At 31.5% G+C, this 26,782-nt stretch carries 27 protein-coding genes, 1 tRNA gene and 1 other RNA gene; 11 read left to right on the top strand and 18 right to left on the bottom strand.

Annotated features, from left to right (window positions below; translation table 11 throughout):
• Positions 1-2 precede the first annotated feature (2 nt).
• Complete coding sequence (locus ABDJ34_RS07655) at positions 3-1,184, bottom strand: arginine deiminase (RefSeq protein ID WP_094203393.1); 1,182 nt, start codon at positions 1,182-1,184, stop codon at positions 3-5.
• A 138-nt stretch (positions 1,185-1,322) separates the two neighbouring features.
• Between ABDJ34_RS07655 and ABDJ34_RS07650 the strand changes: the two genes are divergently transcribed.
• Positions 1,323-1,826 carry a GNAT family N-acetyltransferase gene (locus ABDJ34_RS07650; protein ID WP_412701932.1) on the top strand — a complete coding sequence of 168 codons (504 nt, stop codon included), beginning with the start codon at positions 1,323-1,325 and terminating at the stop codon, positions 1,824-1,826.
• A 91-nt stretch (positions 1,827-1,917) separates the two neighbouring features.
• On the opposite strand, the gene ABDJ34_RS07645 is transcribed toward ABDJ34_RS07650, so the two are convergent.
• The 10 genes from ABDJ34_RS07645 to ABDJ34_RS07600 form a co-directional block, all read right to left on the bottom strand.
• Positions 1,918-2,370 carry a GNAT family N-acetyltransferase gene (locus ABDJ34_RS07645; protein WP_412701931.1) on the bottom strand — a complete coding sequence of 151 codons (453 nt, stop codon included), beginning with the start codon at positions 2,368-2,370 and terminating at the stop codon, positions 1,918-1,920.
• Between the two features lie 52 nt (positions 2,371-2,422).
• Positions 2,423-2,896: a hypothetical protein gene (locus tag ABDJ34_RS07640; protein ID WP_412701930.1), complete on the bottom strand. Its 474-nt coding sequence runs from the start codon at positions 2,894-2,896 to the stop codon at positions 2,423-2,425.
• Between the two features lie 122 nt (positions 2,897-3,018).
• Complete coding sequence (locus tag ABDJ34_RS07635) at positions 3,019-4,008, bottom strand: GtrA family protein (protein ID WP_412701929.1); 990 nt, start codon at positions 4,006-4,008, stop codon at positions 3,019-3,021.
• Between the two features lie 17 nt (positions 4,009-4,025).
• On the bottom strand, positions 4,026-4,253 hold the full coding sequence (locus ABDJ34_RS07630) for a DUF951 domain-containing protein (RefSeq protein ID WP_392433915.1): 228 nt from the start codon (positions 4,251-4,253) through the stop codon (positions 4,026-4,028).
• Complete coding sequence (locus ABDJ34_RS07625) at positions 4,243-5,082, bottom strand: mechanosensitive ion channel family protein (RefSeq protein ID WP_412701928.1); 840 nt, start codon at positions 5,080-5,082, stop codon at positions 4,243-4,245. The genes ABDJ34_RS07630 and ABDJ34_RS07625 overlap by 11 nt, the downstream gene beginning before the upstream one ends.
• A 3-nt stretch (positions 5,083-5,085) precedes the next feature.
• Complete coding sequence (locus ABDJ34_RS07620; RefSeq protein WP_002835422.1) at positions 5,086-5,340, bottom strand: DUF3343 domain-containing protein; 255 nt, start codon at positions 5,338-5,340, stop codon at positions 5,086-5,088.
• Positions 5,340-5,921 carry a sulfurtransferase-like selenium metabolism protein YedF gene (gene yedF, locus ABDJ34_RS07615; RefSeq protein WP_094205400.1) on the bottom strand — a complete coding sequence of 194 codons (582 nt, stop codon included), beginning with the start codon at positions 5,919-5,921 and terminating at the stop codon, positions 5,340-5,342. Before yedF ends, ABDJ34_RS07620 begins: the two co-directional genes overlap by 1 nt.
• 2 nt (positions 5,922-5,923) lie before the next feature.
• The gene (locus ABDJ34_RS07610) at positions 5,924-6,886 is read right to left on the bottom strand and encodes a hypothetical protein (protein ID WP_412701927.1); all 963 of its coding nucleotides are present in this window, start codon (positions 6,884-6,886) and stop codon (positions 5,924-5,926) included.
• Positions 6,879-8,417, bottom strand: a complete 1,539-nt coding sequence (locus tag ABDJ34_RS07605; protein WP_412701926.1) for a chloride channel protein — start codon at positions 8,415-8,417, stop codon at positions 6,879-6,881. The genes ABDJ34_RS07610 and ABDJ34_RS07605 overlap by 8 nt, the downstream gene beginning before the upstream one ends.
• Complete coding sequence (locus tag ABDJ34_RS07600; protein WP_412701925.1) at positions 8,417-9,091, bottom strand: hypothetical protein; 675 nt, start codon at positions 9,089-9,091, stop codon at positions 8,417-8,419. Before ABDJ34_RS07600 ends, ABDJ34_RS07605 begins: the two co-directional genes overlap by 1 nt.
• 124 nt (positions 9,092-9,215) lie before the next feature.
• On the opposite strand from ABDJ34_RS07600, the gene ABDJ34_RS07595 reads away from it, so the two are divergent.
• Positions 9,216-9,653 (top strand): MarR family winged helix-turn-helix transcriptional regulator, encoded by a 438-nt coding sequence (locus ABDJ34_RS07595; protein WP_035109253.1) that lies wholly within the window; start codon positions 9,216-9,218, stop codon positions 9,651-9,653.
• Between the two features lie 9 nt (positions 9,654-9,662).
• Positions 9,663-11,549: an ATP-dependent zinc metalloprotease FtsH gene (ftsH, locus tag ABDJ34_RS07590; RefSeq protein WP_412701924.1), complete on the top strand. Its 1,887-nt coding sequence runs from the start codon at positions 9,663-9,665 to the stop codon at positions 11,547-11,549.
• A 59-nt stretch (positions 11,550-11,608) separates the two neighbouring features.
• Here ftsH and ABDJ34_RS07585 read toward each other — a convergent pair whose 3' ends face one another.
• The 4 genes from ABDJ34_RS07585 to ABDJ34_RS07570 form a co-directional block, all read right to left on the bottom strand.
• Positions 11,609-12,592, bottom strand: coding sequence for a helix-turn-helix domain-containing protein (locus ABDJ34_RS07585; RefSeq protein ID WP_412701923.1), 984 nt, complete (start codon positions 12,590-12,592; stop codon positions 11,609-11,611).
• A gap of 155 nt (positions 12,593-12,747) precedes the next feature.
• The gene (locus ABDJ34_RS07580) at positions 12,748-13,530 is read right to left on the bottom strand and encodes an Mrp/NBP35 family ATP-binding protein (RefSeq protein ID WP_002835430.1); all 783 of its coding nucleotides are present in this window, start codon (positions 13,528-13,530) and stop codon (positions 12,748-12,750) included.
• 47 nt (positions 13,531-13,577) lie between these two features.
• Positions 13,578-15,767 carry an RNA degradosome polyphosphate kinase gene (locus ABDJ34_RS07575; RefSeq protein ID WP_412701922.1) on the bottom strand — a complete coding sequence of 730 codons (2,190 nt, stop codon included), beginning with the start codon at positions 15,765-15,767 and terminating at the stop codon, positions 13,578-13,580.
• A 1-nt stretch (position 15,768) separates the two neighbouring features.
• The gene (locus ABDJ34_RS07570; RefSeq protein ID WP_412701921.1) at positions 15,769-16,668 is read right to left on the bottom strand and encodes a Ppx/GppA phosphatase family protein; all 900 of its coding nucleotides are present in this window, start codon (positions 16,666-16,668) and stop codon (positions 15,769-15,771) included.
• Between the two features lie 189 nt (positions 16,669-16,857).
• Here ABDJ34_RS07570 and ABDJ34_RS07565 point away from each other — a divergent pair, with 189 nt between their 5' ends.
• The 3 genes from ABDJ34_RS07565 to ffs all read left to right on the top strand — a co-directional run bounded on the left by ABDJ34_RS07565 (position 16,858) and on the right by ffs (position 17,637).
• Positions 16,858-17,112 (top strand): GlsB/YeaQ/YmgE family stress response membrane protein, encoded by a 255-nt coding sequence (locus ABDJ34_RS07565; protein WP_094206893.1) that lies wholly within the window; start codon positions 16,858-16,860, stop codon positions 17,110-17,112.
• 171 nt (positions 17,113-17,283) lie between these two features.
• Positions 17,284-17,374 (top strand) — tRNA-Ser (locus ABDJ34_RS07560).
• An RNA gene (gene ffs, locus ABDJ34_RS07555) (signal recognition particle sRNA large type) lies at positions 17,374-17,637 on the top strand. The genes ABDJ34_RS07560 and ffs overlap by 1 nt, the downstream gene beginning before the upstream one ends.
• 251 nt (positions 17,638-17,888) lie before the next feature.
• Here the strand turns inward: ffs and ABDJ34_RS07550 are convergent.
• Positions 17,889-19,289, bottom strand: a complete 1,401-nt coding sequence (locus tag ABDJ34_RS07550) for an alanine/glycine:cation symporter family protein (protein WP_412701920.1) — start codon at positions 19,287-19,289, stop codon at positions 17,889-17,891.
• A 438-nt stretch (positions 19,290-19,727) separates the two neighbouring features.
• Here ABDJ34_RS07550 and trxB point away from each other — a divergent pair, with 438 nt between their 5' ends.
• Both trxB and grdA read left to right on the top strand, forming a co-directional pair.
• Entirely contained in the window at positions 19,728-20,660 is a 933-nt protein-coding gene (gene trxB, locus ABDJ34_RS07545) for a thioredoxin-disulfide reductase (RefSeq protein WP_412701919.1), read from the top strand.
• A gap of 175 nt (positions 20,661-20,835) precedes the next feature.
• Positions 20,836-21,312, top strand: coding sequence for a glycine/sarcosine/betaine reductase complex selenoprotein A (gene grdA / locus ABDJ34_RS07540; protein WP_412701918.1), 477 nt, complete (start codon positions 20,836-20,838; stop codon positions 21,310-21,312).
• A gap of 192 nt (positions 21,313-21,504) precedes the next feature.
• Here the strand turns inward: grdA and ABDJ34_RS07535 are convergent, their stop codons facing one another.
• Together ABDJ34_RS07535 and selA are read right to left on the bottom strand one after the other, a co-directional pair.
• Positions 21,505-22,638 carry a YkvI family membrane protein gene (locus tag ABDJ34_RS07535; RefSeq protein ID WP_412701917.1) on the bottom strand — a complete coding sequence of 378 codons (1,134 nt, stop codon included), beginning with the start codon at positions 22,636-22,638 and terminating at the stop codon, positions 21,505-21,507.
• A gap of 264 nt (positions 22,639-22,902) precedes the next feature.
• A complete protein-coding gene (gene selA, locus ABDJ34_RS07530; protein ID WP_412701916.1) occupies positions 22,903-24,291 on the bottom strand; it encodes an L-seryl-tRNA(Sec) selenium transferase in 1,389 nt (462 codons plus the stop codon).
• Positions 24,292-24,621: 330 nt separating this feature from the next.
• On the opposite strand from selA, the gene ABDJ34_RS07525 reads away from it, so the two are divergent.
• The 3 genes from ABDJ34_RS07525 (at position 24,622) to ABDJ34_RS07515 (ending at position 26,730) form a co-directional block, all read left to right on the top strand.
• A complete protein-coding gene (locus ABDJ34_RS07525; protein WP_094205388.1) occupies positions 24,622-24,996 on the top strand; it encodes a GrdX family protein in 375 nt (124 codons plus the stop codon).
• Between the two features lie 21 nt (positions 24,997-25,017).
• Positions 25,018-25,338: a thioredoxin TrxA gene (gene trxA / locus ABDJ34_RS07520; RefSeq protein ID WP_002835444.1), complete on the top strand. Its 321-nt coding sequence runs from the start codon at positions 25,018-25,020 to the stop codon at positions 25,336-25,338.
• Positions 25,339-25,437: 99 nt separating this feature from the next.
• The gene (locus ABDJ34_RS07515) at positions 25,438-26,730 is read left to right on the top strand and encodes a glycine/sarcosine/betaine reductase component B subunit (RefSeq protein ID WP_412701915.1); all 1,293 of its coding nucleotides are present in this window, start codon (positions 25,438-25,440) and stop codon (positions 26,728-26,730) included.
• The last annotated feature ends 52 nt before the right edge of the window (positions 26,731-26,782 follow it).

Raw genomic sequence — 26,782 nt, 5'->3', positions numbered from 1 at the left:
GATTACATCTCCCTTTCAAATGGCATACTCATACATCTTGGACCCCCACGTCCTCTAGATAATTCGCCTGATTTTATTGTTCTTATATTTACATCAGCTTCTTGTAGCAAGCTGTTTGTAACATTGTTTCTGTCGTAAACAATAACAGTATTTGGCGCTATGGCTAAAGTGTTTGAACCGTCATTCCATTGTTCACGCATTTGATCGATTGGGTTTGTTCCACCGCATCTTATAATCTTTACATTATCAACGTGTAAATTTGTAGATAAAATTTCTTCTAATGAACCTTTTTGAACTTCTCTTTGTAAAGTATTATCTTCAAGATACAACTTTTCAACATACAATGGTCCTTCGATTAGTGGATGAACCGTAAAAATTCCCTTATCAATCATTGTAAACACAGTGTCCAAGTGCATAAATTCTCTTTTGTTAGGAATTTTGAAAGATAAAACAAATTTAAAATCTGATTTTTCTAATAAATTCTTAGCGAATTTGTCCACACTTTCTTTTTGTGTTCTTTGAGAAATACCAACAGCTACACATTCGCTGTTCAAAATTAAAATATCTCCGCCTTCGATAGAAGTGTCTTCTGTTCTATCGTAGATCTTTTCAATATCGTTGAATCTAGAATTATAAGTGAAAATGTATTTTGCATAAAGCGTTTCCCTATTTCTAGTTTCTGACCACATTCTGTTGATACTTACACAATTTCCTACAAAAGAAAATGGATCTCTTGTGAAATACAAGTTAGGCATTGGATTAACAGCTAAAAGTCTTCCGCTTTCGTCGTTAATACCGATTTCATCTAATCTAACTCCTGCCATAGTTTTAAGTATCAATTCTTTCTCATCTGAAATATTTGTAAGTAAATCTCTTAGTAAATTGATTTCATCTGCGGATTTATTTCCCGATTCTTCTAGGAAGTCTTCAATAAATTGTTTTCTAACGTCATCTTGTTTAATAGATTCTGCAGCCAAATCTTCTAGGTATAATACTTCAATACCTTCATTACGCATAGTTTCACAGAAAAAATCATGTTCTCTGATAGCATTTTCCAAGTAAGGAAGTTCGTCAAACAATAACTCTTCCATAAAATCAGGAGTCAAATTGTTTAATTCTTCTCCCGGTCTGTGAACTATTACAGATTTTAACTTATCAATCTCAGAGTAAATATTTGGTTTCAATATGTTGCCTCCTTAACTGATTTCCACATAAAATTATAACACATTTACAATAAAAATTAACACAAAAATATCGAAATTTTTTTAATATTAAAATACTTTTTGAAATATGTTAAAATTTTATATAAAATGAGGTGAGAAATGATTATTAGACACGCAAATAAAACTGATTTAATTGATATAATGGTAATAATAGAAAAAGCCAAAATATATATGAAAGAAAACAAAATAAATCAATGGAGCGAAAATTATCCCAATGAAGATGATTTTTTAACTGATTTGAAAGAAAATAGATTATACGTAGCAGACATCGATGGAAAAGTTATAGGAATGGCTGTGTTGGTCTTGGATGGAGATGCAGATTATAAATACATTGATGGAAAATGGCTATCTGATGGAAAATACGGAGTAATTCATAGAATAGCAGTAAATCCAGACTACAAATCGCAAAATGTAGCCAAAAATTTATTGGATTTCTTTGAAGATAAATTAAAAGAACTAAACTACGATTCAATTAGAGTGGACACTCACAAAGACAACAAATCCATGCTAAGATTTATTGAGAAAAATGGATTTCAAAAATGTGGCATAGTTTATATAAGAAAAACAGATGAAAGAATTGCATTCGAAAAACTATTGAAATAAATAAAAAATAGCAAACCATTTACGTGAGGATTGTCCCTAAGTAGGTTTGCTATTTTTTTATTTTCAAATAAAGATGTAAATCTTTTATTCTTTATAAATGAAATTCATAAATTAAAGCATCTTCGTCAGGTTCTTCGTAATAATTTTCAACCATATCCGTTTTTTTAAAGTTCATATCATCAAAAACTTTTTGCATTTTAAAATTAGATTTTCTAGTCTCAGCTTTTATTCTTTTGAGCTCATTGCTTGAAGCTATTTTAATTGATTCTTTTAACAATTCATGTGCTATTCCTTGATTTCTGTGTTCAGGATGAGTTGCAATGCTAAATATTTTAAGAAAATCCTTCTCAGAACACCAATTATAAAGGCATATTAATCCAATTATATTTCCATTTTCTTCATAACAAAGGTAAATCGTTCTTTTATCATTTAAAACATCAATTATTTGTTCTCTTGACCAAGCATCAGATGAAAAACACAAATTCTCAAAATATACTATCTCATCAATCCTGTCAATTCCTATTTGTACAATCAATTTTATCACTCTCTTATAGTAGCCCTAAGTAGGTTTGCTGTTTCTTATTATATGTTCAATTTTAAGTATCAATTTCTGCAAAAAACAAAGTATTAGTTTTTGTATCATATACTGCAAGTGTAAAATTTAAAGATGAACGTTTTAAAATATTTTGACTCTTGTCTTCTTGTCTGTCAATTAACATATAATAACCTTCAGAAATTTTTGGAAAAAGCGATCTGGAATTATTATCCGTCACATAAGATGATGTTTTTTCATCTCCATACATCAAAGTTTTCGTTGTTTTATCCAACGGAAATTTCTTCCAGTTACTATCCGATTTTATCTGATTCAATGTATCGTTGCTGTCAAATTCAAACGTTATAAATCTTGTTCCATCTCCCATTGCTCCATGATCATCGTATTTCATGATTTGATTTGCTTCAACTAATTTTAAGTTAAGTTCATCAGACACTCTTGATTTGTCACTTTGCGCACAACTTACCATCAATAAAGAAATGATAATCGCAAATAACAAATATCCAATTTTTTTCATAATAATCTCCTTTCAAAATTATTATACAACAAACCTAATGCACAAAAATCTACAAAATTTTAAAGATTTGCACTAAAAAAGCACTTCTATTAAAAATTCTATAATTTTTTCTATTAAAAGTGCTATTTGAATATTATTCTTTTTTGAATGTTGTAGCTTACAATGAACATCAAAGCTTCAGTTATGATTTTTGCCACAAAAACTTTAATTCCTAAACCTGACAAAATTTTCAACACAATAGTATTCAAAGCTAGTATGAACACTACTAACGTCACGTATTTGATGTATTTTTTTAGGATTTTATCTTTATTTTTGAATACGTATTTGTTATTCACATAAAAGTTAAACGTGCTTGACACTGCCCTTGCTATTATATTGGACAGCACCAAACTTTGTACGTCTAATTTGTAAACTAACAATAAAAAAGTAAAATAATCCACCAAAAAACTCAAATAACTTGACGCAGAAAATTTCAGTATGCTTTTGTAGATTTTGACTGAATCTTTTAGTGCATTAAAATGACTTGTTTCATTATTTTCTATATAAATAGTTTCGATAGGAACTTGCATTATGCTTTCAGAATCAAATTCGTAAAGCATATTCATTTCATATTCGTATCTTTCGCCTTCGATTCTTATCATTTTATCAAGTTGAGATGTATTAAAAGCTCTGAGTCCCGTTTGCGTGTCCTTGATGTATTTCGATGAACTAGAATAAAATACAAATCTTGTGATTGTATTGCCAAGGAGAGATTTAAGAGGTATTCCTCTTTTCAAATCTCTAACTCCCAGTATCAACTTATCCTTGTTTTTCTCAGAGCAATCTATTAATTTCAGAATATCTTCAACCAAGTGTTGTCCATCTGCATCACTTGTAACCACAGTCCCTGACGCTTGTTGTGCTTTCAAATATTTGAATGCAGTTTTAAGTGCAGCCCCTTTTCCCATATTTGTTTGATGCTCAAGAAGAACTATATTATTAAGTTTTGAAAAATCATATTCGCACGGACCGTCTTTAACCACAATTATATTGAGGTGGTTTTTGTTTAAATTTTCCACCAATTTTGTTAGTTTTTCATCTGGTTTGTACGCTGGTATTACAACGTAATTCATAATTCTCCTATCGTTTTTTATTCGCCATCTTCTGGTTCATAATGAACTATGGATACAAATTTGCCATTTTTATCTTGAATTTTTCTGATTCTTTTATTAAATTCTAACCTAGTAAGCCACACTATTTTATCGCAACCCAAGCATTTTAATTTAATATCTGCTCCAGTTCTTAAAATCTCCCATTTATTTTCACCACATGGGTGACCTTTTTTTAGTGTTACAATATCATTTACTTTATATTTCATCTTCATCACCTGCTACAAAATAACAATTCAAATCCATTGATTTTGATTTGGCTTTTTCTATGAATTTTTTGATGATTTCTCTTTGATACAAGTATTGAGATTCTGGTTTACAACTACCCCAAATCGTAATAGTCATGGAGTTTTTATCCATTTTTGTAACGCCTATTAGTTCTGGTTTTTTTACAATATCTGAATACTCATCTATCAATTCATTAGAAATTTCATCTATGATTTCAGTATATTGATCCAAACTGTATTTGACTGGAACTTCCATTTTAACTTCTATTCTTTGGTTTTCTTTGGATAAATTACTCACAGTGTTGATTTGACCGTTACTAATCAAATGAATAGCTCCGTCAAATCCTCTTATTTTTGTAACTCTAAGTCCCAATTCTTGAACGTTACCTTCAATTCCATTAATAATCACATGGTCTGTGACTTTGAATTGATTTTCAAGAATTAATGCGAGACCACTGATTACATCTCTTATAATAAATTGTGCACCAAAACCAATTGCAACCCCACCAATACCAGCAGTAGCCAATATCTTATCTGTTTTTACTCCAAACAAATCTAGTACATGGACTACACAGAAAAAATAAATTATATATTTGATGGTATTGTTCAACAATTTAGTAACTGTGATTTGTCTGCCTTCAACAGATTTTCCCTTTTTCATTAATAACTTATCGAAGCTTTTAGTTAAAATGCTTACGACGATTTGCGTAAGCACGATAATTAGCAGGGATAATAAAATCTTGGCCAACAAATTTAGTTGACCAGCAGAATTATAAAATATTTGGTTGAACTTTTCAATATTAAATAACATGAATTATTCTTTTACCTCATTTACAAAAATTACTCCATCTACTTTAAGATACGACCATATCTTAGCGATTGGAAGTTCTTTTTTCAATGCAATCATCTCATCTTTTTTATCTGGATCCAACATAATAGCTAATCCACAACTTTCAGAAATTTCCCTTGGAGTAGGGATAGTTTTAATATCGTATCCCATACTCACAAGTTTACTTTCTGTCATCATTGTAAAATTAACTGATGTAAAAGTTAGTAATATTTTTTCCATTATCTTATAATTACATTTCTGTCTGCTTTTGATAAAGTATCGTAAATTACATACATGTTAGTAACTTCGCCGATCAAAAGTTTTTCTTTTCTATCGTAGAAGTCCAAACAAGCGCCACAAGTCATAATCTTAGCACCCTTTTCTTCGATTCTCTTTAAATCGTCGATAACTTCTGAGCCTTCAGTTGTCAAATGAATTCCGTAGTTGAAGAATAATAATGTACTTGGTACTTCGTCAGCTTCTGCTACAGAATAAATGTATGATTTAATAAGTGATTTGCCTAATTTTTCATCTCCATCACCCATTTTATCGCTTGAGAATGCTAAAACTAAATTACCGTTAGTTTCTTCAACCTTCTTTTCTGCTCCCTTTTCTTTTACAATAGTAGTTTCAAAGCCATAATCTGTTTCTACATAACTGAATTCGAAACCTTGACCATTTGCGTATTTTTGTAAATTTTCAACACAGTACATGTCGTCAACTTGTGTCTTAACTGTACCTTCTTCTAATTCATCAAATACATTTTTTGTCATAATAATTGGTCTTGGACACACTTGTCCTCTTGCATCTACAATTTCCATAATTACCTAATCCTTTCTATTCTGTTATTAAATACTAAATAAAAATCATCTTCTCCTGTTATTGATTTAAGATCCGATGCTTTATATTCCACTAGTTTGGAATCCTCAAACATAAAATACCCATTTTGGTTATATAATATGCAGTTTTTATCATTAGAATATATTTTAAGTGAATCATCTATTTTAGATTGGTTCAATAAATTCAAATCCTTATCGTAAATTAAAAGTTCCCCAGTTTTTGTAATTACATATACGTTTTTATCTGAAATCCCAACATCTTTTGTACCGTCGAATGATTTTGATTTTGTAATTTTAGCTTTGTCAAAAACTTTGATGTATCCATCAAACACTACGATTAATTTGCCCTCAACATATTTCATTCTAAAAATCGGCTTATCTATGAATATATTTTTGTAAACGAGTCCCTTGTCATCGTACATGTAAATCTTAGAAAAAATTCTTCCGTCACGCTTTCCTATCGTGCTAAAAGCATAATTTGATTTATCCGACGCTATCAAGCTAGATACTTCGTCTTTCATATCAAAGCTTTCCAAAATTTTCATATTATTAACAATTGAAAATTCATTTTGTGTATCGACAATAATATGGTCTTTGTTTGCAAAAATATAAGAAATATCAGACTTAAAAGATAGCTTCGAATTCACCTTTCCTTTTGTATTATATTGCAACAAATCCTTTTTATCAATCAAATAAAGAAATTTGCCATCAAAATAATAAGGCTTTTTGTCGTCGTAATCTTGTTTTAGAATTAAGTTTTCATTTTGGTACATCAAAATCTTGTTATCGTAGTGAGTTACTACGTAATTCTTCTTCAATACGGTGCTATTTCCAGTGTTAATATTGTATACATTTTTCTTAGAAAACATCATTACTACCAAGATGCATACTAAAAGAGCAACTATAGCTAGAAGAATATAGTTTAAGTTTTCCTTTATTTTATTCATTTTTTTCTCCAAAAACTTCAAGAACTTTCATTCTGGTATCGTATAATTGTTCATCTTTTACTAAAACAGTGACGATATCTCCTGTTTTCAGTACACTATCTCCATTTGGAACGTATTTTTCACCATTTGAATCCACTTCTGCAATTAAAGCATCTTTTGGAAATTCAATATCTTTGATTTTTTTATTGGAAACACAATTTTCATATCCAAGTTTAATATCAAACATAGTGAATTTGTCATTAACGCCTTTACCGACAACTCTTTTGTTCAACATTCTCTTCAATAAAATATCGTAAATTGGTTCGAAATTTAATGCCATGCATATAAAATATGCCATGATTGAGCAAAATGCCAACCCCAATAAATGAGTCATATTTCCATTCAATTCTAATACCAATACAACACTCAAAAGAGGGCTTCTAACAACAGCTGTCAAAACACAAACCATAGAAAGCACTACAAAATTTGACAAATAAACATCTTGTACAACGCCGAAAGCACTCATCAAATTAAAATAAAATAATCCAGTAATTCCACCTAGAACCAAAACCGGCAAGAAAATTCCACCTTGAGTTCCAGTTGCATAAGATGTCGCTGTCATAAACATTTTGAATAACAAAAGTATTATTAAAAGCAAAAACGAATGGTAATTATGTGCTGCCATATTTTCTATAAAAGAATGTCCGCCACCTAAAATATCTTTGTAGAATAATCCAACTACAGATACAAATACAAAAAATATTGCTATTTTCAAATCTTGTTCAAGCTTAATCTTCGCAAATATATCTTGGAAAAAAGTGATTGAATAATTAAATAGTTTCCCAACGGCACAGCAAAGTATAATCATCGGAATAATCAATAAATAGTATTTTGTTGGCAGTGCATAGGCCATTCCAAACGAAAAAACTGGTTTGATTTTGAATATTCCAACAGCTATGACATCAGCAACCACCGCTGCTGCAAAACTTATTGCAACTACTTTTTTCGAAAAAGATTTATGAAGTTCTTCCAATATGAAAACAAGACCTGAAATTGGTGCTGAAAAAGCAGCTGAAAGACCTGCCGCAGCTCCTGCAGTTAAATACAATTTCTCATTCGTTTTGCTTTTTCCAAATTTTTCTGATAGCCACTTAGCACTACTAGCTCCCAATTGAATTGAAGGGCCTTCTCTTCCCAAAGAAAGTCCCACTAATGAGGCAATTGCTCCTCCTACAATTTTGGAAACCGTAACTCTGAAACTGTTTTGATTAAAAGCTCCGATAAGTTCTCCCTGAACTTGAGGAATACCACTACCACCAGAAAGTGGAGCCCATTTAAGTAATTTGCTAACCACAATTCCTAGGACAAATGATACTGCGATAATTAAAATAGCTCTTGGAAAGCTGTTGTTAGAATAAATGGCATTTCTAACCACTTCTAATTTACTTAGCAAATATCTGTAAAAGACAGCTAGTCCACCTGAAAATACTCCAATGGATAAACTTCCTAAGAAAAGCGACATAGAAGAGCCTATTTTAAACTTTTTTTTCATCAAATAATCACGCTTTCTAAAAATTCTCTAAATCTGTCGATATTATATGTAACTGAAATGTACGTTTCAATTCCCTCTCCTTCAATCAAATTATTTTCTTCATCAATTTTTAAATTTGTTTGTGCATAAATAAAATGATCTTTTTTGGAGTATGCGTACAACAAGAACAAATCTTCAATTAGTTTTTCTGATGATTCATCAAACATTTCATTTAAAATATCAGTATAATCATTTTTGTTAAATGTCTCATTCGTAATCATAAACACACTTTTACCATTTAATACATTCAAATCGCTGTTGTCTGATTTGACGTATTTATCGTACATGAAAATATCACCTAATGATTCAAGAGTATCAGTGTTTTCTGTAAAGAATTCTGACAAATATTTCATGTTAGAGAAATTAAGCAAATCAATATTTTTAAAATCACCTAAAAATCTTGATAATACGACATCATTTTCACTCATAAAATCTTTCAAAAATACAACTTCTACATCCCAATCCAAATTATCCATCAAATCTAGAACGTTATTATTTACATCAGATTCTATTGTGATTAAAGATATTTCAAAAATTTCTATATTATTCAAAATTACGAGTAAATCCATAGCTTGTGTACTAGATTCAAAATTCACCCACAATTTTTTATAGTCTTTTTTATTAAAATTTTCCATATTTTACATTTATCTCCATAATTTCTATATAATTAACATATATACTGTAATTAGTGGATAACCACTTATGTGTATTTTATTATATCAAAACACATAATATTTTAAAAATTAAATGGAGGAAAATATGGATTACAATTTAATTAACACAGAATTATCTCAATTGTTGAGAGAAACTTATCGTAAAACAGACGCTTTATTGGCACCAATTTCAGATAAATACGGATTAACTATTATGAAAGTTAAAACTTTATTTGAATTAGGCAAAAATGATGATTTGACTATCGGTGATATTGGGGTTTTAGTAGGTATGGCTGGTGGAAACATCTCTAACTTGTGTAAAGCACTAGAAAAAGAAGGATATGTTTCAAGAAAAAGATCTGAAAAAGACGAAAGAATTGTTACTGTTCGTTTGACAGAAAAAGGAAAGAAAATCATCAACAATATCGTTGAAGAAATTTCTGAAAAATACAAAAAACAAATTAAATTAACTAACGAAGAATACAATAGTATTATCAAAAGTTTGAATTTATTAAACGAAAAATTAAATGTTGAATTAATGTAGTGGCACAATATGAAAGAAAACAAGCAAAATAAGAAGAAGATAATAATTTATTATCTTATAGCTATAGTTCTTTATGCTGTGGTTGCCGGCTTGCTTTTCCCTACTTTTTCAAAAACAAAAGAAGAAGAAGTACCTTACAATAAATTTATCGAAATGCTCGATAAAGGAGAAGTTAAAGAGGTAAAAATATTAGACACTCATATCAATTTCAAATCAAAAGATAAAAACAACGTAATTTACAAAGCAGGTTTGATTAGAGACGAAAAATTAGTTGATCGTCTATTGGAAAGCAAAGTCCAATTTTCAAGCGACATTCCTAGTAAATATGCACCACTTTTATCAATTTTCTTGCAATTTGTTTTGCCATTTATAATAATATTTGGATTCTTGCAATTAGCAATGAGCCAAGCTACTAAAAAAATGGGAGGCAATGCATTACAATTTGGTAAGAGCAACGCAAAAATTTACGTTGAAAGTCAAACTGGCAAGAAATTTACAGATGTTGCCGGTCAAGAAGAAGCCAAGGATGCTTTGTTGGAAGTTGTTGACTTCTTGCACGATCCAAAAAGATACAACGAAATTGGTGCAGTGTTGCCAAAGGGTGTTTTATTAGTAGGTCCTCCTGGAACTGGTAAGACTTTGCTTGCACAAGCTGTTGCTGGTGAGGCAAAAGTTCCATTCTTTTCAATGAGTGGTTCAGAATTCGTTGAAATGTTTGTAGGATTAGGAGCTAGTAAAGTTCGTGATTTGTTCAAACAAGCTGCAGAAAAAGCTCCTTGTATCGTATTCATCGACGAAATCGATGCTATCGGTAAGAGACGTGATACTGCTGGAATTTCTGGTAACGACGAAAGAGAACAAACTCTTAACCAATTATTAAATGAAATGGACGGTTTCTGCGGAAATTCAGGAGTTGTTATACTAGCTGCTACTAATAGACCTGAAATTTTAGACCCAGCACTTACTAGACCTGGTAGATTTGACAGACAAATTCCAGTTGAGCTTCCAGATTTACAAGGACGTATCGATATTCTTAAAGTTCACGCACGTAAAATCAAAATCGAAAAAGATTTGGATTACAAGGCAGTCGCTTTGATGACAGCAGGTACAAGTGGTGCTCAATTGGCAAATATAGTAAATGAAGCTGCACTAAGAGCTGTTAGAATGGGAAGAAATATCGTAACACAAGAAGATTTGATAGAATCTGTTGAAGTTGTAATAGCTGGTCAACAAAGAAAAGGCACAGTTATAACTCCAAAAGAAAAAGAACTTATAGCTTATCACGAAGTTGGACACGCATTAGTTGCTGCAATGCAATCACATTCCGCCCCAGTTACTAAGATTACAATTATTCCTAGAACAAGCGGTGCGTTGGGCTACACAATGCAAGTAGATCAAGAAGAAAAATTCCTCATGAACAAAGAAGAACTATTTAACATGATAGTTACATTAACAGGAGGAAGAAGTGCGGAAGAAGTTGTGTTTAACACAAGAACTACTGGAGCTTCAAATGATATAGAAAAAGCTACAAAAATCGCTCGTGCGATGGTCACTCAGTATGGTATGACTGACGAATTCGACATGATGAGTTTGGAAACTACAAACTCAAAATATCTTGGCGGTGGCAATACTTTAGCTGCAAGCGATCATAAAGCAGGTCAAATAGATAATAAAGTAGAATCTATAATAAAAGCTGCTCACGAAAAAGCTAGAAATATTTTAACTGAAAACATCGATAAACTTCACGAGATTTCAAAATTCTTACTAGAAAAAGAAACTATCACTGGAGAAGAATTCATGGAAATTCTTAATCTTGAAGATGAAAAGAAACCTGAAATAGATGAAAACACAGTGAAAAAAGAAGAAGTCGATGATACTACAGTTAGCGATTTATAAAAACAAAAACATTCTCTATTTTGAGCTTTACTCAATATTAGAGAATGTTTTTTGATTTATTATTTCATTTTATTGTTGAAATGAGATTTTAAGATGAAATAAAATGCCGCAAATAAAACCGCTCCTGCTGCAAAAATCACCCAAGTGATTTCCCATCTGTTCGTATACAAACTAACTGCAAGATATACTGCTGTGATTATTAGCCAGAAGGCTGTAATATATCCGCTCATCTTTTCTCTCAATTTTTTATTTTTCATAGTGTAATCTTCTACTTGAAGTAACATGTTATAACTTGATATCACAGAAAGCTTTTTGATTAAAATATTAGTAGCTGCTGATACAATAATTAACAACAATATTACAGACGATAATTGCAATACTTCGCTTTCTGATATAGATACAAGTATGACAGGAATCACACATAATATATACATTATTATCGCAGCGGCTATTGCTTTATTATCTTTTTGTTCTCTTTCTTCCTTTTTCTTTTCAACTAATCCTTTTACGCCATATGATAAATTAAATGATTCTTTTGAAATAAAGTCATATTTTTCAATTAAATTCGCCTTCACTATCAATTTATATACACCAAAAGCAATTATAAGAAATAATACAACAATTCCTCCTATGACGAAAAAATCTTCGCTCTTAACATTTGTTGTTAACGCTATGATTTGAGATACCAAAACTGCAACAGGAGATATTATGAATAAGCTTATGCTCTCAGCAATGTTATTTGAATATTCTTCATATGCACTCATAAAATCATTAGCATCTTCTACACTGATCGTCTTCTTAGCCTCCAACTCTTCGACAGTATCATCAGAATATTCAATATCATCTATTTCATCTTTTAATAAATAGTCTGTTTTTACTCCAAAAACATCACTCAATTGAATAATCTTATTAATATCTGGAATTGAGTTTCCCATTTCCCATTTCGATACAGATTGTCTGCTAACGCCTAATTTTTCTGCCAATTCTTCTTGTGTTAGATTATTCTTTTTTCTAAGAAGAATTATCTTGTCACTTAATATCATTTCAAACCTCCTTGAATTTTGTTAATTTAATTTTATGAAATCTTGCAGTTGATTGCTACAAACTTTGATTTGAAATTACGCAACTACCGGTTGCATTTATGATATTTCCGTCATTTTTGAAAAAAACTAGCCCAAACGAGCTAGTTTTATAAGTTTTATAAAGTTTCTATTTTTTCTGTAATATTTTCCAAATAATTTGTTTCGACTTCACTTATCTTTCCAGTTTCAGTTAATTTTGAAATCTCTGGATTAATTGGAAGTTTGCAAACTGTATCGATATTTTCTTCTTCGGCAATTTTATCAACAGTGCTTGTTCCGAAAACTTCGATGTGTTTTCCACAGTCAGGGCATTCCAAGTAGCTCATATTTTCAACTAATCCTATGACCTTCTTACCCATCATTTTCGCCATGTGCAATGCTTTTTTTACAATTATTTCAACAAGCCCTGATGGAGACATCGCTACAACAATTCCTTTGATCGGAATTGATTGAAATACTGTCAATGGAACATCACCAGTTCCTGGTGGCATATCCACAAACAAATAATCTAAATCTCCCCAATTTACATCTTGATAAAATTGTTTAACAACGCCCGCGATTACTGGCCCTCTCCAAATTACTGCATCATCGTCTTTTGGAAGCATCAAATTCATTGAGATAACTTTGATTCCATTAGATGTCGTAACTGGGTTGATGTGACCCTCAGCGTCAGCTGTCGCCTTTTCAGTTAATCCAAAATATTTCGGAATAGATGGTCCAGTAATATCACCATCCATGATACCAACTTTATATCCTTTTTTTGCCATTTCGTTTGCCAATAGACATGTGACAAGGCTTTTTCCTACCCCGCCTTTACCACTTACTATTCCGACGATGTTTTTTATATTACTTCCTGTATTTGATTCGATCAAAAAATTAGGAACTTTTCTCTCTGTCATAATTTCACCCCATTAAAAATTATACCTAAATATTCTCACATAATTTATTAATGTGTCAAGTTTTTGAAGAAATTCTTAATTTTATCGAATAAATTCATTCTTTTATTATCATTATTATCTTGAGATGTAGAACTGCTAGATTTTGAATTAATAACTCTACTCTCATTTGTAGATACTGATTTTCGTTTTTCAGCATTCTCTTTTGCAATTTCTATCAATACTTCTTGAGCATTCTTATTCTCAGTATTTTCAACTTTTGAGTATGATTTATCAGGATTTAATTTCCTGATTTTAGTATCATCAGAAAACATTATATCCATGAAATTCAATATTCTGCGCTTAATAAAATCATCGTAAATTGGAACAGCAACTTCCACTCTTTTTCTAATATTTCTAGTCATGAAATCTGCTGATGAAATGTATACTTTGCAATTTTCAGCCTTACCAAATTGATAAATTCTATGATGTTCCAAAAACCTTCCTACTACTTGATAAACATTGATATTCTCAGTTTTATCTTTTATACCTGGCACCAAACAACAAATTCCTCTCACCATCAAATCAATCTTTACTCCTTTGCAAGAAGCCTTAGAAAGTTTATCTATTAATTTTCTGTCCGAAATTGAATTCATTTTTATTCTAATATAACCATCATCTGAAAACTTAGCCTTTTCAATTTGTTCATCGATTAATTTGTCAAGTCCAACCTGCATAGAATGAGGACTAACCATCAAATGCTTGTACTCACCATTCAAATTTCCTAACAAAAAATTATCGAAAAGCGCCTTAGCATCTGCACCAATTTCATGTCTAGTTGTCATATACGAAAAATCCGTGTATAGTTTCGCTGTTTTTTCGTTATAATTTCCTGTTCCAATTTGTGTGATATACGAAATCTTGTCATCTTTAATTTTAGTAATCAAACAAACCTTAGAATGACACTTGTAATGGTCAAATCCGTAAATAATTCTACAACCAGCATTTTCTAACCTAGATGACCACAAAATATTATTTTCTTCGTCAAATCTCGCTCTCAATTCCATAAGAACCACAACCTCTTTGCCGTTTTCAGCAGCTTTTATCAAGGCTTTAGTGATTTCAGAATTCTTTGCCAACCTGTAAATTGTAATCTTGATGGAAACTACTGACTCATCTTCAGCAGCCTCATTCAAAAGTCTTATAAATGGATCGATGGATTCATAAGGAAATGATAGAAACAAATCCTTTTCGTAAACTTGCTCTATGACAGATTTTTCTTTTGATATCATAGAAGAATCTTGTGGAGAAAATTCTTCATACGTATATTTTTGAATTACATCCTTTGGCATATCGTATACCAAATCAAACAAAAATCCACATCTCATCGGACTTTTTGTCACAAACATACGATGTTGTGTCAAATTCAAGTTTTTCAACAAAAAATCCTTAGTATCATCATTAGGAAATTCGTTAATTTCGAGTCTTACAGGTCTCAATCTTTTTCTGAGTTTTATCATCTTTTTCATATAAGATCTGTAATCATCGTCAAATTCTAAGTCTTCATCATCATAATCGATGTCTGCATTTCTGGTTACAGACAAAATGTATTTCGACTGACATTCATAATTATCGAATATTTCCTGGCCGAATTCCCTTATGATATCCTCAATTAGTACAACTCTAGTGTCAGATAATTTTACATATCTTTTAATTTTATCTGGAACTTGAATCAATCCCATAAATTGTTTTTTGCCCTTAGACTGAGAAGTCAATTGAAACAACACTACAATTGCCAAATTAGGAATTTGAGGGAATGGATGAACCCTGTCTACTATCTGAAAGCTCAATATAGGAGCAATGGTAGAATTAAAATAATAATACAATATCCTTTTTTCTCTATCATTGAGTTCATCTATTTTACATATATTTACATTTTCTTTTTGTAAATCTTGTTTTAAATCTTCATAAACAGAATCTTTTTTCTCATACAGCTTTTTAGATTCATCCATAATACAATCTAATTGCTCTTGTGCATTCATCAAAGTCTTATTGTCAATAACTTTCTTTTTCATATCGTTGATATCAGTAAGACTACCCACTCTAACCATGAAAAACTCTTCAAAATTAGTATCAAATATTGAGAAAAACTTCAACCTTTCAAATAATTCCACATTCTTTTCTGATGCTTCCTCAAGAACTCTTTCGTTAAATTTCAACCACGATAGTTCCCTATTTTGCGTAAACGAAATATCGTACATTTTATCCCCTTCCTAAAATTTTATGATAAACAAAACCTTCCCTAACTCCAGTCATGCTAATTCTAATAATATCGGCATAAAAATATTTAGAAATTCTATACAAAATAATCATTCCTGGAATTAATGTATGAACCCTATCCGCCTTTACCTTTAAAATAAGTTTCATTTTTTCTCTATCAGGCATACTCATGAGTGTATTAATCAATTTTTTTAGTCCATCCATAGTAATAATCACATTACCAGACTCTTTGTCATAAATTTCATTGTATAATTTGAGACAAGCACGGGCAGTTCCTCCCACCGCACACACTATATCGTGTTGTACTCTGTTGAGATTATTAGAAGCAAGCATCAATTTGATATCATCTTCTAATAGTTTCTTCTCATCATTTGTCATGAACAAATTTTTAGAAAAATTATCGAATGCTACAAGTGAACCAATATTTAAGCTTGAAGTTCTAACGACTTTTCCTTGTTCGAAAACTACGATTTCGCTACTTCCTCCCCCTATATCGGTAAGAACTCCACTTTTTGAATCAATTCCCGCACCTAAAAAAGACAACTTTGCTTCTTCTTCTCCACTTATTAACTCAATATCCATTCCAACTTCTGTTCTTACCCTCTCAATTATCTCTCGTCTATTAGAAGAATTTCTAATTGACGCCGTAGCAATTGCAAAGGTTTTTGAAATATCTTCGAAATTTGATATTAAATTCTTGAATTCATTTAATGTATTGATTAGTTTTTGAATGCCGTGCTCATTCATGACTCCTTTTTCAATGAACGATGCTAAAGATGCTGTGGACTTTTCATTAAAAAGATTTTTGACAGAATCTTTAATCACCTTATATACTGATAATCTTATTGTATTTGAACCTATATCTATGACTGCATAAATCATTAATAACACCTCTTTATTTAATTTTACTATATATTATCTGTTTTTCTAAGTATTTTACAATAAATTATCAAATTGTTTACGTTAATTTTACAATTTTCCCAATTATTTTTACAATCTATGTTTAGAATTGCAAAACCGAGGGTATAAATAAAACTGTAAGAGATTATGACCAATAAGGAGGTATTATATATGGGAATTTTATCATGGATTATAGTAGGAGCATTAGCAGGATGGATAGGATCTAAAATAACTGGTAATGATGCAAGCATGGGAGCAGGTGCTAACATTCTTTGCGGTATTGTCGGAGCTACAATCGGTGGCTGGATAATGAGTATTATCGGAAAAAGCGGAGTAAATGGATTTAATATTTACAGCATCCTAGTTGCAATTTTAGGTTCAGTAATATTATTATCTATTATTAATGCTATTAAAAAGAGAAAATAAATTGAATTTTATGTAGTATGTCAACTAAGGCATACTACTTTTTTTGTTTCCTTTAATACGGTAATTATTGTACTTATCTGTTTGATATTTGAAAATTCTTGTATCATTGTTAACTATGTAAAAATTTGACAAATGTTAATTATCATATTATAATTTAACAATACGATATCTGGAGAGTTGTCCGAGTTGGCCGAAGGAGCATGATTGGAAATCATGTAAACATTAACGTGTTTCAAGGGTTCGAATCCCTTACTCTCCGCCATGCACTAGATGGGGAATTAGCGATGCCCTGTAACCTGCAATCGCTACAGCAGGATCGAATTCCCGAGCGCGGGATTAAAAGTGTTGGTATGAACTTAAAAAGTGGTGTTGAGAAGTGGGTCTCACGCAACAGGAACCTGTGAACCTGGTCAGGATCGGAAGGTAGCAGCCATAAGCAGTTATTTCTGTGTGATGTGAGGGTGCCTATTTTGAGCTAACTATTAAGAATCGCCTCCGCTTTTTCTAACAAACTCGGGTGTGCTTACATATTTACCAGATTTATCTGTTAATTTTTTTTCATTTTTTTAATACAATTCACTTTTTAATTTTCTTGTTTAATTTTCAAATTTTGAATACTTACTTTTTAAATTCCCATTTATTTTCTCATATTCCAGATTAAATTCTTATCATTTTACACAAAAAAACTACATTTATTCTTCAATAGAATTTTAGGAAAATAAAAAACACCACTTTCGTGATGTTTTTTATCTCTTATAAATAAATCTTGACTTATTTTATAATGAACCTTCTTTACCATTTGTTTCATAATGCAAGCTCATATTTTTTACGTGTTTATGAAGCATAATGATAGCGATAATGTTTGGTATAACCATTAATGAGTTTGTTAAGTCTGCTGTGTTCCATACTAAGTCTACTTCTTGTAAAGAACCTGCAATGATACATAACAATACTAAAATTCTGTATGGCCACAAACCTTTATGACCGAATAAGAATCTAATGTTTGTTTCACCAAAGTAGTACCAACCAACTATTGTTGTAAATGCGAAGAATCCTAATGCAACTGCAAGTAGAACTGTACCACCTGTACCAAATGCTCTTGTGAAAGCTTCTTGAGTAACCAATGCTCCGTTTAAGCCTTTATCTGTCCAAGCACCTGTTACTAAAATCATTAAAGCAGTTACTGTACAAATAACGATTGTATCGATGAATACACCAACCATAGCTGTGTAACCTTGTAATACAGGGTGAGCTACGTGAGCTGTAGCGTGAGCGTGTGGTGTAGAACCCATACCAGCTTCATTAGAGAATAATCCTCTACCAACACCTTTTGCTGCTGCTGCTTTGATTGTGATACCTAATGCACCACCAAGAGCTGCTTCAGGGTTAAATGCTGCTTGGAATATAAGTTTAAATGCTGGTCCAATTTGATCATGGAACTTAACCATCATTATTATTGCTGCAACTATATAAATCAATGCCATGATAGGAACTACTAATTGAGCAAAGTTTGCAATTCTCTTAATACCACCAATGAATACTCCACCGGCTAATACTGCAACTACTATACCAACAACGATTGGATTAAGGTGTCCACCTGCTCCTTCTACTGCTGCTACAACACTTGTTGCGATTGAGTTTGATTGAACTATGTTTCCTACAAATCCTAACGCAATTACTATTAAAATTGCAAATGCTACTGACATTACTTTTGCTAATCCAGGATGAGTTGGTCCAATACCATTTTTAATGTAGTAAGCAGGACCTCCGACGAAGTTACCTTCATCGTCCTTTTCTCTAAATTTTTGTGCCAAAGTTGCTTCGGCATAGATTGTAGCCATACCTAATATTGCTGCAAGCCACATCCAGAATATTGCACCTGGACCACCTGCCATGATTGCTGTTGCAACCCCTGCAACGTTTCCAGTACCTACTTGTGCTGCTATAGCTACCGCTAAAGCTTGGAAAGAAGATACTCCTTCATCTTCAGATTTCTTTTCTTTTGAGAAAACTCCTCCAAAAGTTTGTTTAAATGCTGCGCCTAATTTTCTAAATTGAACGCCTTTTGAATAGATTGTGTAGAATATACCGCAACCTAAAAGTGCAATCAATAAAATGTTGTTACTTAGAAAACTGTTGATGGCCACTATGGTATCGTTTAATGCTTTTTGATCCATAAAATTTCCTCCTTAAATTTTTTGAGATACTTGAAAACCTTTATTGTGATTATACTATGATACAACAAATCTTCTCTCAAATTTGCCTCTGTCAAGCATTTAAAATCTTATATCCTGGATTATTAAATAAATTAATGCTAATGCTTGACTAAGTAAATCTAACCAAATCACTTATGAAAATCTTTTCATATCTCTTACTATTATTATACTATGTTTTTAGTAAAATGCAATAACTTTACTAAAATTTTTATTATTTTACAGACATTTATTGTTTTATTGTAAACTAACTGCTATATTATGCTAACAACTTAATTGTTACATTTTTGTTATAATTATTTCTTAACATTAACTAAACGCTTAATAGTGATTTTTTTGACCTTTTATGATATTATTATTTATAGAGTTCTTACTCAAAAGAAATTTAAGGAGTGAATTTACATGTATGATTTAATTATTATTGGTGCTGGCCCTGCTGGTTTATCAGCTGGTTTATACGCTGCACGTGCTAAAATGAACACATTGATAGTTGAAAAAGAAAAAACTGGTGGTCAAATCACTACTACTGATTCTATTGAAAACTATCCAGGTGGAATTGTTGGAGAATCTGGCCCAAGCTTAATCAAAAAAATGGCTGACCAAATCGACAACTTCGGTCTTGAAATTAGAAGAGCAGATGTTGTTGACGTTGATTTTTCTGACAAAGTTAAAAAACTTACATTAAAAAACGGAGATGTATTAGAAGCAAAATCTGTTATTATAGCTACTGGTGCTGCTCCAAGAAAATTAGGATGCCCTGGTGAAAAAGAATTCACTGGTAAAGGTGTATCTTACTGTGCAACTTGTGATGCAGATTTCTTTACTGACTTAGAAGTATTTGTTGTTGGTAGTGGTAACTCTGCAGTTGAAGAAGCTACTTACTTAACAAAATTTGCTAGAAAAGTTACTCTTTTAGTTAGAGGCGATCACTTGAAATGTGATAAAACTGCTGAAGACGAAGCAAAGAAATGTGACAACTTATCTATGAGATTCAACACTTCTATTAAAGAAATAAAAGGTGAAGGAATCTTGGAATCAATCGTTATGGTTGATAAAGAATCAGGTAACGAAGAAGAATACCACTGTGACGAAGATGACGGAACAATGGGCGTATTCGTATTCGTAGGTACAATCCCTTACTCTGATGTATTCAAAGGTAAAATCGAATTAGATGATTACGGATATGTTTTAGCTGACCAAGAAATGCACACTAACGTTGAAGGCGTTTATGTAGCTGGTGATGTAAGACAAAAAACTCTACGTCAAGTAGTTACAGCTGCTGCAGACGGCGCTATCGCTGCTACTCAAGCTGAAAAATACGTAGATAAATTCTAAATTTCATTTATTGAGATTTTCTATAAAAGAATTGCAGATTTCCACTGTGAAATTTGCAATTTTTTTTTATTATGATATTATAATGATGTCAACGAACGATAGGCGTTCGATTGTGGTAATTTCATTCTTCTTATTAGAATGAAAAATATATTTTAAAATAAAGAAAGGATGTATTATGGGTTTTTTAGAAAATAAAAAAGTTATAATCATTGGAGACCGTGACGGAATTCCAGGTCTTGCAATTGAAACATGTGTAAACACAGTAGAAAATGCAGAAGTAATTTTCTCAAGTACTGAATGCTTTGTCTGAACTAGTGCAGGAGCTATGGACTTAGAAAACCAAAAGAGAGTTAAAGACTTCGCTGAACAATACGGAGCTGAAAACGTAGTGGTTCTTCTAGGTGCCGCAGAAGCTGAAGCTGCAGGTCTTGCAGCTGAAACAGTAACAGCAGGTGACCCAACATTCGCAGGCCCATTAGCAGGCGTTGAACTTGGATTGTTAGTTTACCATGTTGTTGAAGAAGAATGTAAAGAACAATTCGATGCTGACGTTTATGATGAACAAGTTGGTATGATGGAAATGGTTCTTGACGTTGATGAAATCGCTGAAGAAATGAACGATATCAGAAGCGATTATTGTAAATTTTTATAAAATCTAACATTTCACTTAAAGTGAATATTCTTCTTATTATTATTTAAAAAGAAAACAGCCTTTAATTAGGCTGTTTTTTTGTTGGATATTCGATTTTTACAATAAATTATTTTGTTATTATTTTATCTGATTAATAGTAAATTTTTATAAATAAACTCATTAAAAAGTCAGCGATATAAATCGCCGACTAATTTAATCTTCAAATTCAATATTATTTCTTTGTGCTGCTTCCATTCTTTGTTTTTTAGCTTTTCCTGTTGCACTTCTAATAATCATCCATGCTAATAGAACCATTCCGATATATCCATTAACAACGTATACTATGTTTACTAAAGAGTCAAATTTCAAAGTTAATCCAATAACTGCCCCAACAATACCAGCTATTAAAGTAAATAATTTGTATTTCTTCGTGCCTTCATCAAAGAATCTTCCTGTTACTGTCCACAACAATGGAACTGATGTTGTAAATATACCTAACATTATAAATATTGAGAATATTGTTGCAAGAATTGGATTAATTTTTCCTGCTAATACTAAAACCGGAATTTGTGAGTCGTACAAATCAGGAATTGATAATATGATTGCAATACTCATAATGAATATCGCAACTGAAAATCCTGTAGATCCAATAAAAACTCCAGCTTCTGCATCTTTTAAGCTCTTTGCCTTGTTTCCTACTTCTGCCAAGAACGCAACTAACCATATCATATTAAACCCTACATATGATCCAGCTGCTAGGAAAAAGTTCTTACTAGCTACTTTAATTTCTCCACTGTTAACTAATTTTTCAATAAGATCAAGACTTGATTGTAAATTACCCATATTCATGAATATAGAAATTAACCCTATTACTATTGCCATTATCGCAATAACAGGTCCAATCTTACCGATAACATCTACAATCTTACCTAATCCAAGCATTACGACTAAAATAACAACCGCAGCCATAATAGCTCCACCTACATATTTCGGTGCATTAAAGTGTTGAACAGCGGTCGCTTGTGCACCAGCAATCATTACTGTATAAGATAAAAAAATAAAAAATACCGCATAGTAATCTACGACAGTTCCTATCTTATTTCCACACATCAATTTGTAAATTTGGTTTGGTTTTTCAAATTTTGAATAATAACCGTCGTTTAAGAATGATAATCCTGCAAACGTAAACAGCCCAAAACAAATCATAATTCCTATAAGTCCATATAGTCTATATGAAGAAAAGAATTGTAAAATTTCTTGGCCCGTTGCAAATCCAGAGCCTATAAGTAATGCAATAAAAGCTCCCGCATAGGTGATTACCTGACCTATGTTATACTTTTGTTTCATAATTTACCTCCTATTGATTTTTCTTCTGATTGACATTATTTAATGTGTATCGTTTTCCAAAAAATGCAAAGAGTTAAATATTATTAACTTAAAATTTTTACATTAAAACAATAAACAATAAAAAAAACAAGGATCAAATCCTTTTTAGTAATTATAACATATTAATTCTAACTTTGTAAATATTTTCCTACATTTTTTCTAAATTTTTTGTTCAATTAGTCAAAAAATCCCGAATTAAAAATCCGGGATTTTCCTCATAGTTCTCTACGATAAATTAGATTTTATTACATTTACAATTCTTTCAAAATCTTTTTCAAAAACACACCTTAAATCCATGAAGAATGTATCATCGTGAACAGTTCCAATAATATGTTCATCAGATATTCTAAGTCTACGTTCAAATTCTGATACTTTCATTTCTGGTTTAACGGCAATAGAATACGAATTTAGTTTGTCTAATGGGTATGCCCCACCTCCAACTTCGCTTTGAGATTCCACAATTTCCATATTCAAGTCCACTTCTTTTTCTATCATAGATTTAAGTTTTTCTGCTTTTCTAAGAATTTCTTCTTTTGGCATGGATATCATCTTCAAAGTTGGGATATTTGCAATTGCCTTTTCATCATCTAAGTAGAATTTTAGAGTTTCCTCTAAAGCTCCTAATGTAAATTTATCAACTCTGAAAGCTCTTAATAATTGATTTTTCTTGATTTTAGATATCAATTCTTTCTTTCCAACAATAATTCCCGCTTGAGGTCCACCTAAAATCTTGTCGCCAGAGAATGATACCAAATCAATTCCTTCATTTATACAATCCTTCACAGTTCTTTCATAACTAAGGCCAAACTTTGACAAATCTATCAACGAACCTGAACCCAAATCTTCTATTAAATGTATGCCTTTCTCATCACACAAATCTCTCAATTCATCTCCACTTACACTTTCGCTAAATCCTACTACAGAGTAGTTGGACGTGTGGACTTTCATTATAAGAGCAGTTTCTTCATTAATATTATCTTCATAATCGTATAAATGTGTTTTGTTAGTTGAACCAACCTCTACTAATTTTGCACCAGATTTTTCCATAATTGAAGATATTCTAAAAGATCCCCCGACTTCAACAAGTTCTCCTCTACTTATAATAGCTTGTTTGTTTTGAGCTAAAGTATTTAAGGCAAGAAAAACAGCAGCCGCATTATTATTTACAACTACAGCATCCTCTGCTTTTGTGATTCTTTTTAAAAGTTCTACAGCATGAACATATCTGGAGCCTCTTTTGCCTTCATCTAAGTCGTACTCCAAGTTAGAATAATTCCCAGCGATTTTACACAAGTTATCTACAACTTTTTCATTTAATAGTGATCTACCAAGATTTGTATGTAAAATAACTCCTGTTGCATTTATTACTGGTTTCAATGATGGAGAAAAATTTTTGTCCATCAGTTCAAATGCCTTATCGATAACATCTTTGTTGTAAAAATCAAACTCTTCTTTATTTAATATTCTATTTCTAAAAAATTCTATGGATTCTCTCACAGAATCTTTAATTAAACTTTCAGGATATTCTTCATAAGCTTTTAAAATTTCTTCCGATTCTAAAATTTCTGAAACTTGAGGAAGTTTCTTGAACATTTCTTGTAAATTAGCTCCCATTTTTTTGTCCTCCATTTTCTTCTATATAATATAACTGTATTTGACATTAACTTATGAGTAAATTATAATATAAGTGCAGAGAATTGTCTATCATATAGCGATTGGAAGATCGTAATCGCTTTTTAAATCAGAATAGAATTCGAATTTTTTATTTACGTTTTAATGTTTTGGTTTTAACAAATTAAATTTCATTTGATAAAGTAATTTGTGATTTTTTATGAGCGGTTATTATGATTTCCTATATATGATTACATTTGAGTGATTTTGTTATATAATAATATTGAGCTAGAAAATAGCTTATAACGAATCAAAAGACAGGTAGGGTAAAAGATGTTATTAATCACAAACAATGAATTTTTTAAAGATGCTATCAAAAGGAATGATGTAACAGTTGAATACATTGATATCGACTACATCGGAATTTTGAAAAAAGCTCGCGATTTAATTCATCAAAATTATCGCCTAGTCACTCATCCACTTTATGGATCAGTAAAACCAAACGAAACTGTTTTTAGATCTGTTATTTTGGAAAAGGGTGACAAATTTGATACTGATTCTTTGATGATGATTGAAGAATCTATCAACACTGCAACTAAGTTTATGAATATTTCTAAACCAAAGCGTTGGCCGCCTGAAATCTTAGATGATTTCAGAGTTGTAGATTTCGACATCATTAGTCAGACTTTGGATAGAATATTAATATAAAAATTTTAGGAGGCATTTGAAATGTTAGAATTAGACAAGAAAACTTTTGAACCAGAAGTATTAGAAGCTGAAGGATTAGTATTCGTAGACTTCTGGAGTGACGGATGTGAACCATGTAAGGCACTTATGCCAGGCGTTCATGAATTAGCTGAAAAATACGGTGACAAAATTAAATTCTGTTCACTAAACATTACTTCAGCTAGAAGAGTTGCTATCAAACAACAAGTATTAGGATTACCAACTATGTTAATGTACAAAGACGGTCAAAAAATTGATGAAATCAATAAAGATGACGCTAATTTGGAAAACATAGAAGCAATGATCCAAAAACACTACAACTAATCTAAAGCTAGATTAAAGTAGAAGTAAATTAGTTAAAAACTCATTAGGGGTCACTCCCCTATTGAGTTTAAATAAAAAATTATTATAGGAGGTTAAGATATGCGTCTTGAATTAGGTAAGATTTTTATTAAAGACATCATCTTTGATGAAGGTGAGTCAAGAATCGAAGACCACATTTTGTATCTTAATAAGAAAGAATTAGCAGATGTATCAGGTGTAGCTGATGATGAACACTTAGAATCAATTGATTTTGATATCGCTCATCCAGGCGAAAGCACTCGTATAACACCAGTTAAGGATGTTAACGAACCAAGAGTTAAAGTTGAAGGTGGAGAAATATTCCCAGGAATATTAAACAAAGTTGATCCTGTTGGTTCAGGTAAAACTATCGCTCTTAAAGACATGGCCGTTGTTACAACAGGTAAAATCGTTGGATTCCAAGAAGGTATCATCGATATGTCAGGTTTAGGTGCTGAATATACTCCATTCTCTAAGACAGTTAACTTAGTAGTAACTATCGAACCAGTTGAAGGTGTTAAACAACACAATCACGAAGCTGGCGTTAGAATGGCTGGTTTAAGAATCACTGATTTCATCGGTAGATTAGCAAAAGATTTAGAAGCAGATGAATGGGAAACATTCGAAACTCTTCCAATCTTAGAACAAGTTAAACAATATCCAGAATTACCAAAAGTTGTATATGTTTACATGTTACAAACTCAAGGTTTATTACACGACACTTATGTTTATGGAGTTGACGCTAAGAAAATTATTCCAACTTTCTTATACCCAACTGAAATCATGGACGGAGCAATTTGTTCAGGTAACTGTGTAAGTGCTTGTGACAAAAACCCAACTTACGTTCACTTAAACAATGGTGTAATCAGAGAATTATACAAAGAACACGGTAAATCAATCAACTTCTTAGGAGTTGTAATTACTAACGAAAATGTATACTTGATGGATAAGATCAGACACTCTGACATGACTGCAAAACTTTGTGAATTCTTAGGAGCTGACGCTGCTATCGTATCACAAGAAGGTTTCGGTAACCCAGATACTGACTTAATCATGAACTGTAAGAAGATTGAAGGTAAAGGAATCCAAACTGTTATCATCACTGATGAATATGCAGGACGTGACGGTGCTTCTCAATCATTAGCAGATGCTGACCCAGCTGCAAACGCAGTAGTAACTGGTGGTAATGCTAACCAATTCATCACTTTACCAAAGATGGACAAAGTAATTGGTCATATCCAATTCGTTGACACTATCGCAGGTGGATCTGATGGAGCATTAAAAGATGACGGTACAATCGAAGTAGAAATCCAAGCAATTACTGGTGCTACTAACGAAACTGGATTCAACACTTTAACAGCAAAAACTTATTAATATTTATTAATATAAAAAAGATTTATTCAAAAAAATATAAATTTAAGAAAGG

The sequence above is a fragment of the Finegoldia dalianensis genome (assembly GCF_046255015.1).
GTDB classification, from domain to species: Bacteria; Bacillota; Clostridia; order Tissierellales; family Peptoniphilaceae; genus Finegoldia; species Finegoldia magna.
The sequence above is the reverse complement of the archived record's forward strand: the minus strand, read 5'-3'. Positions and strand labels throughout refer to the sequence as shown.

What these genes read in the sequence shown, in the direction of transcription:
- ABDJ34_RS07570 (WP_412701921.1), bottom strand. Translation starts at nt 16,668, where the DNA reads ATGATTTATGCAGTCATAGATATAGGTTCAAATACAATAAGATTATCA.
- ABDJ34_RS07630 (WP_392433915.1), bottom strand. Translation starts at nt 4,253, where the DNA reads ATGAAATATAAAGTAAATGATATTGTAACACTAAAAAAAGGTCACCCA.
- ABDJ34_RS07575 (WP_412701922.1), bottom strand. Translation starts at nt 15,767, where the DNA reads ATGTACGATATTTCGTTTACGCAAAATAGGGAACTATCGTGGTTGAAA.
- ABDJ34_RS07565 (WP_094206893.1), top strand. Translation starts at nt 16,858, where the DNA reads ATGGGAATTTTATCATGGATTATAGTAGGAGCATTAGCAGGATGGATA.
- ABDJ34_RS07525 (WP_094205388.1), top strand. Translation starts at nt 24,622, where the DNA reads ATGTTATTAATCACAAACAATGAATTTTTTAAAGATGCTATCAAAAGG.
- ABDJ34_RS07580 (WP_002835430.1), bottom strand. Translation starts at nt 13,530, where the DNA reads ATGACAGAGAGAAAAGTTCCTAATTTTTTGATCGAATCAAATACAGGA.
- trxA (WP_002835444.1), top strand. Translation starts at nt 25,018, where the DNA reads ATGTTAGAATTAGACAAGAAAACTTTTGAACCAGAAGTATTAGAAGCT.
- yedF (WP_094205400.1), bottom strand. Translation starts at nt 5,921, where the DNA reads ATGGAAATTGTAGATGCAAGAGGACAAGTGTGTCCAAGACCAATTATT.
- ABDJ34_RS07600 (WP_412701925.1), bottom strand. Translation starts at nt 9,091, where the DNA reads ATGGAAAATTTTAATAAAAAAGACTATAAAAAATTGTGGGTGAATTTT.
- ABDJ34_RS07550 (WP_412701920.1), bottom strand. Translation starts at nt 19,289, where the DNA reads ATGGATCAAAAAGCATTAAACGATACCATAGTGGCCATCAACAGTTTT.
- ABDJ34_RS07620 (WP_002835422.1), bottom strand. Translation starts at nt 5,340, where the DNA reads ATGGAAAAAATATTACTAACTTTTACATCAGTTAATTTTACAATGATG.
- ftsH (WP_412701924.1), top strand. Translation starts at nt 9,663, where the DNA reads ATGAAAGAAAACAAGCAAAATAAGAAGAAGATAATAATTTATTATCTT.
- selA (WP_412701916.1), bottom strand. Translation starts at nt 24,291, where the DNA reads ATGGGAGCTAATTTACAAGAAATGTTCAAGAAACTTCCTCAAGTTTCA.
- ABDJ34_RS07605 (WP_412701926.1), bottom strand. Translation starts at nt 8,417, where the DNA reads ATGAAAAAAAAGTTTAAAATAGGCTCTTCTATGTCGCTTTTCTTAGGA.
- ABDJ34_RS07610 (WP_412701927.1), bottom strand. Translation starts at nt 6,886, where the DNA reads ATGAATAAAATAAAGGAAAACTTAAACTATATTCTTCTAGCTATAGTT.
- trxB (WP_412701919.1), top strand. Translation starts at nt 19,728, where the DNA reads ATGTATGATTTAATTATTATTGGTGCTGGCCCTGCTGGTTTATCAGCT.
- ABDJ34_RS07535 (WP_412701917.1), bottom strand. Translation starts at nt 22,638, where the DNA reads ATGAAACAAAAGTATAACATAGGTCAGGTAATCACCTATGCGGGAGCT.
- ABDJ34_RS07635 (WP_412701929.1), bottom strand. Translation starts at nt 4,008, where the DNA reads ATGAATTACGTTGTAATACCAGCGTACAAACCAGATGAAAAACTAACA.
- ABDJ34_RS07595 (WP_035109253.1), top strand. Translation starts at nt 9,216, where the DNA reads ATGGATTACAATTTAATTAACACAGAATTATCTCAATTGTTGAGAGAA.
- ABDJ34_RS07640 (WP_412701930.1), bottom strand. Translation starts at nt 2,896, where the DNA reads ATGAAAAAAATTGGATATTTGTTATTTGCGATTATCATTTCTTTATTG.
- ABDJ34_RS07625 (WP_412701928.1), bottom strand. Translation starts at nt 5,082, where the DNA reads ATGTTATTTAATATTGAAAAGTTCAACCAAATATTTTATAATTCTGCT.
- ABDJ34_RS07515 (WP_412701915.1), top strand. Translation starts at nt 25,438, where the DNA reads ATGCGTCTTGAATTAGGTAAGATTTTTATTAAAGACATCATCTTTGAT.
- ABDJ34_RS07650 (WP_412701932.1), top strand. Translation starts at nt 1,323, where the DNA reads ATGATTATTAGACACGCAAATAAAACTGATTTAATTGATATAATGGTA.
- ABDJ34_RS07585 (WP_412701923.1), bottom strand. Translation starts at nt 12,592, where the DNA reads ATGATATTAAGTGACAAGATAATTCTTCTTAGAAAAAAGAATAATCTA.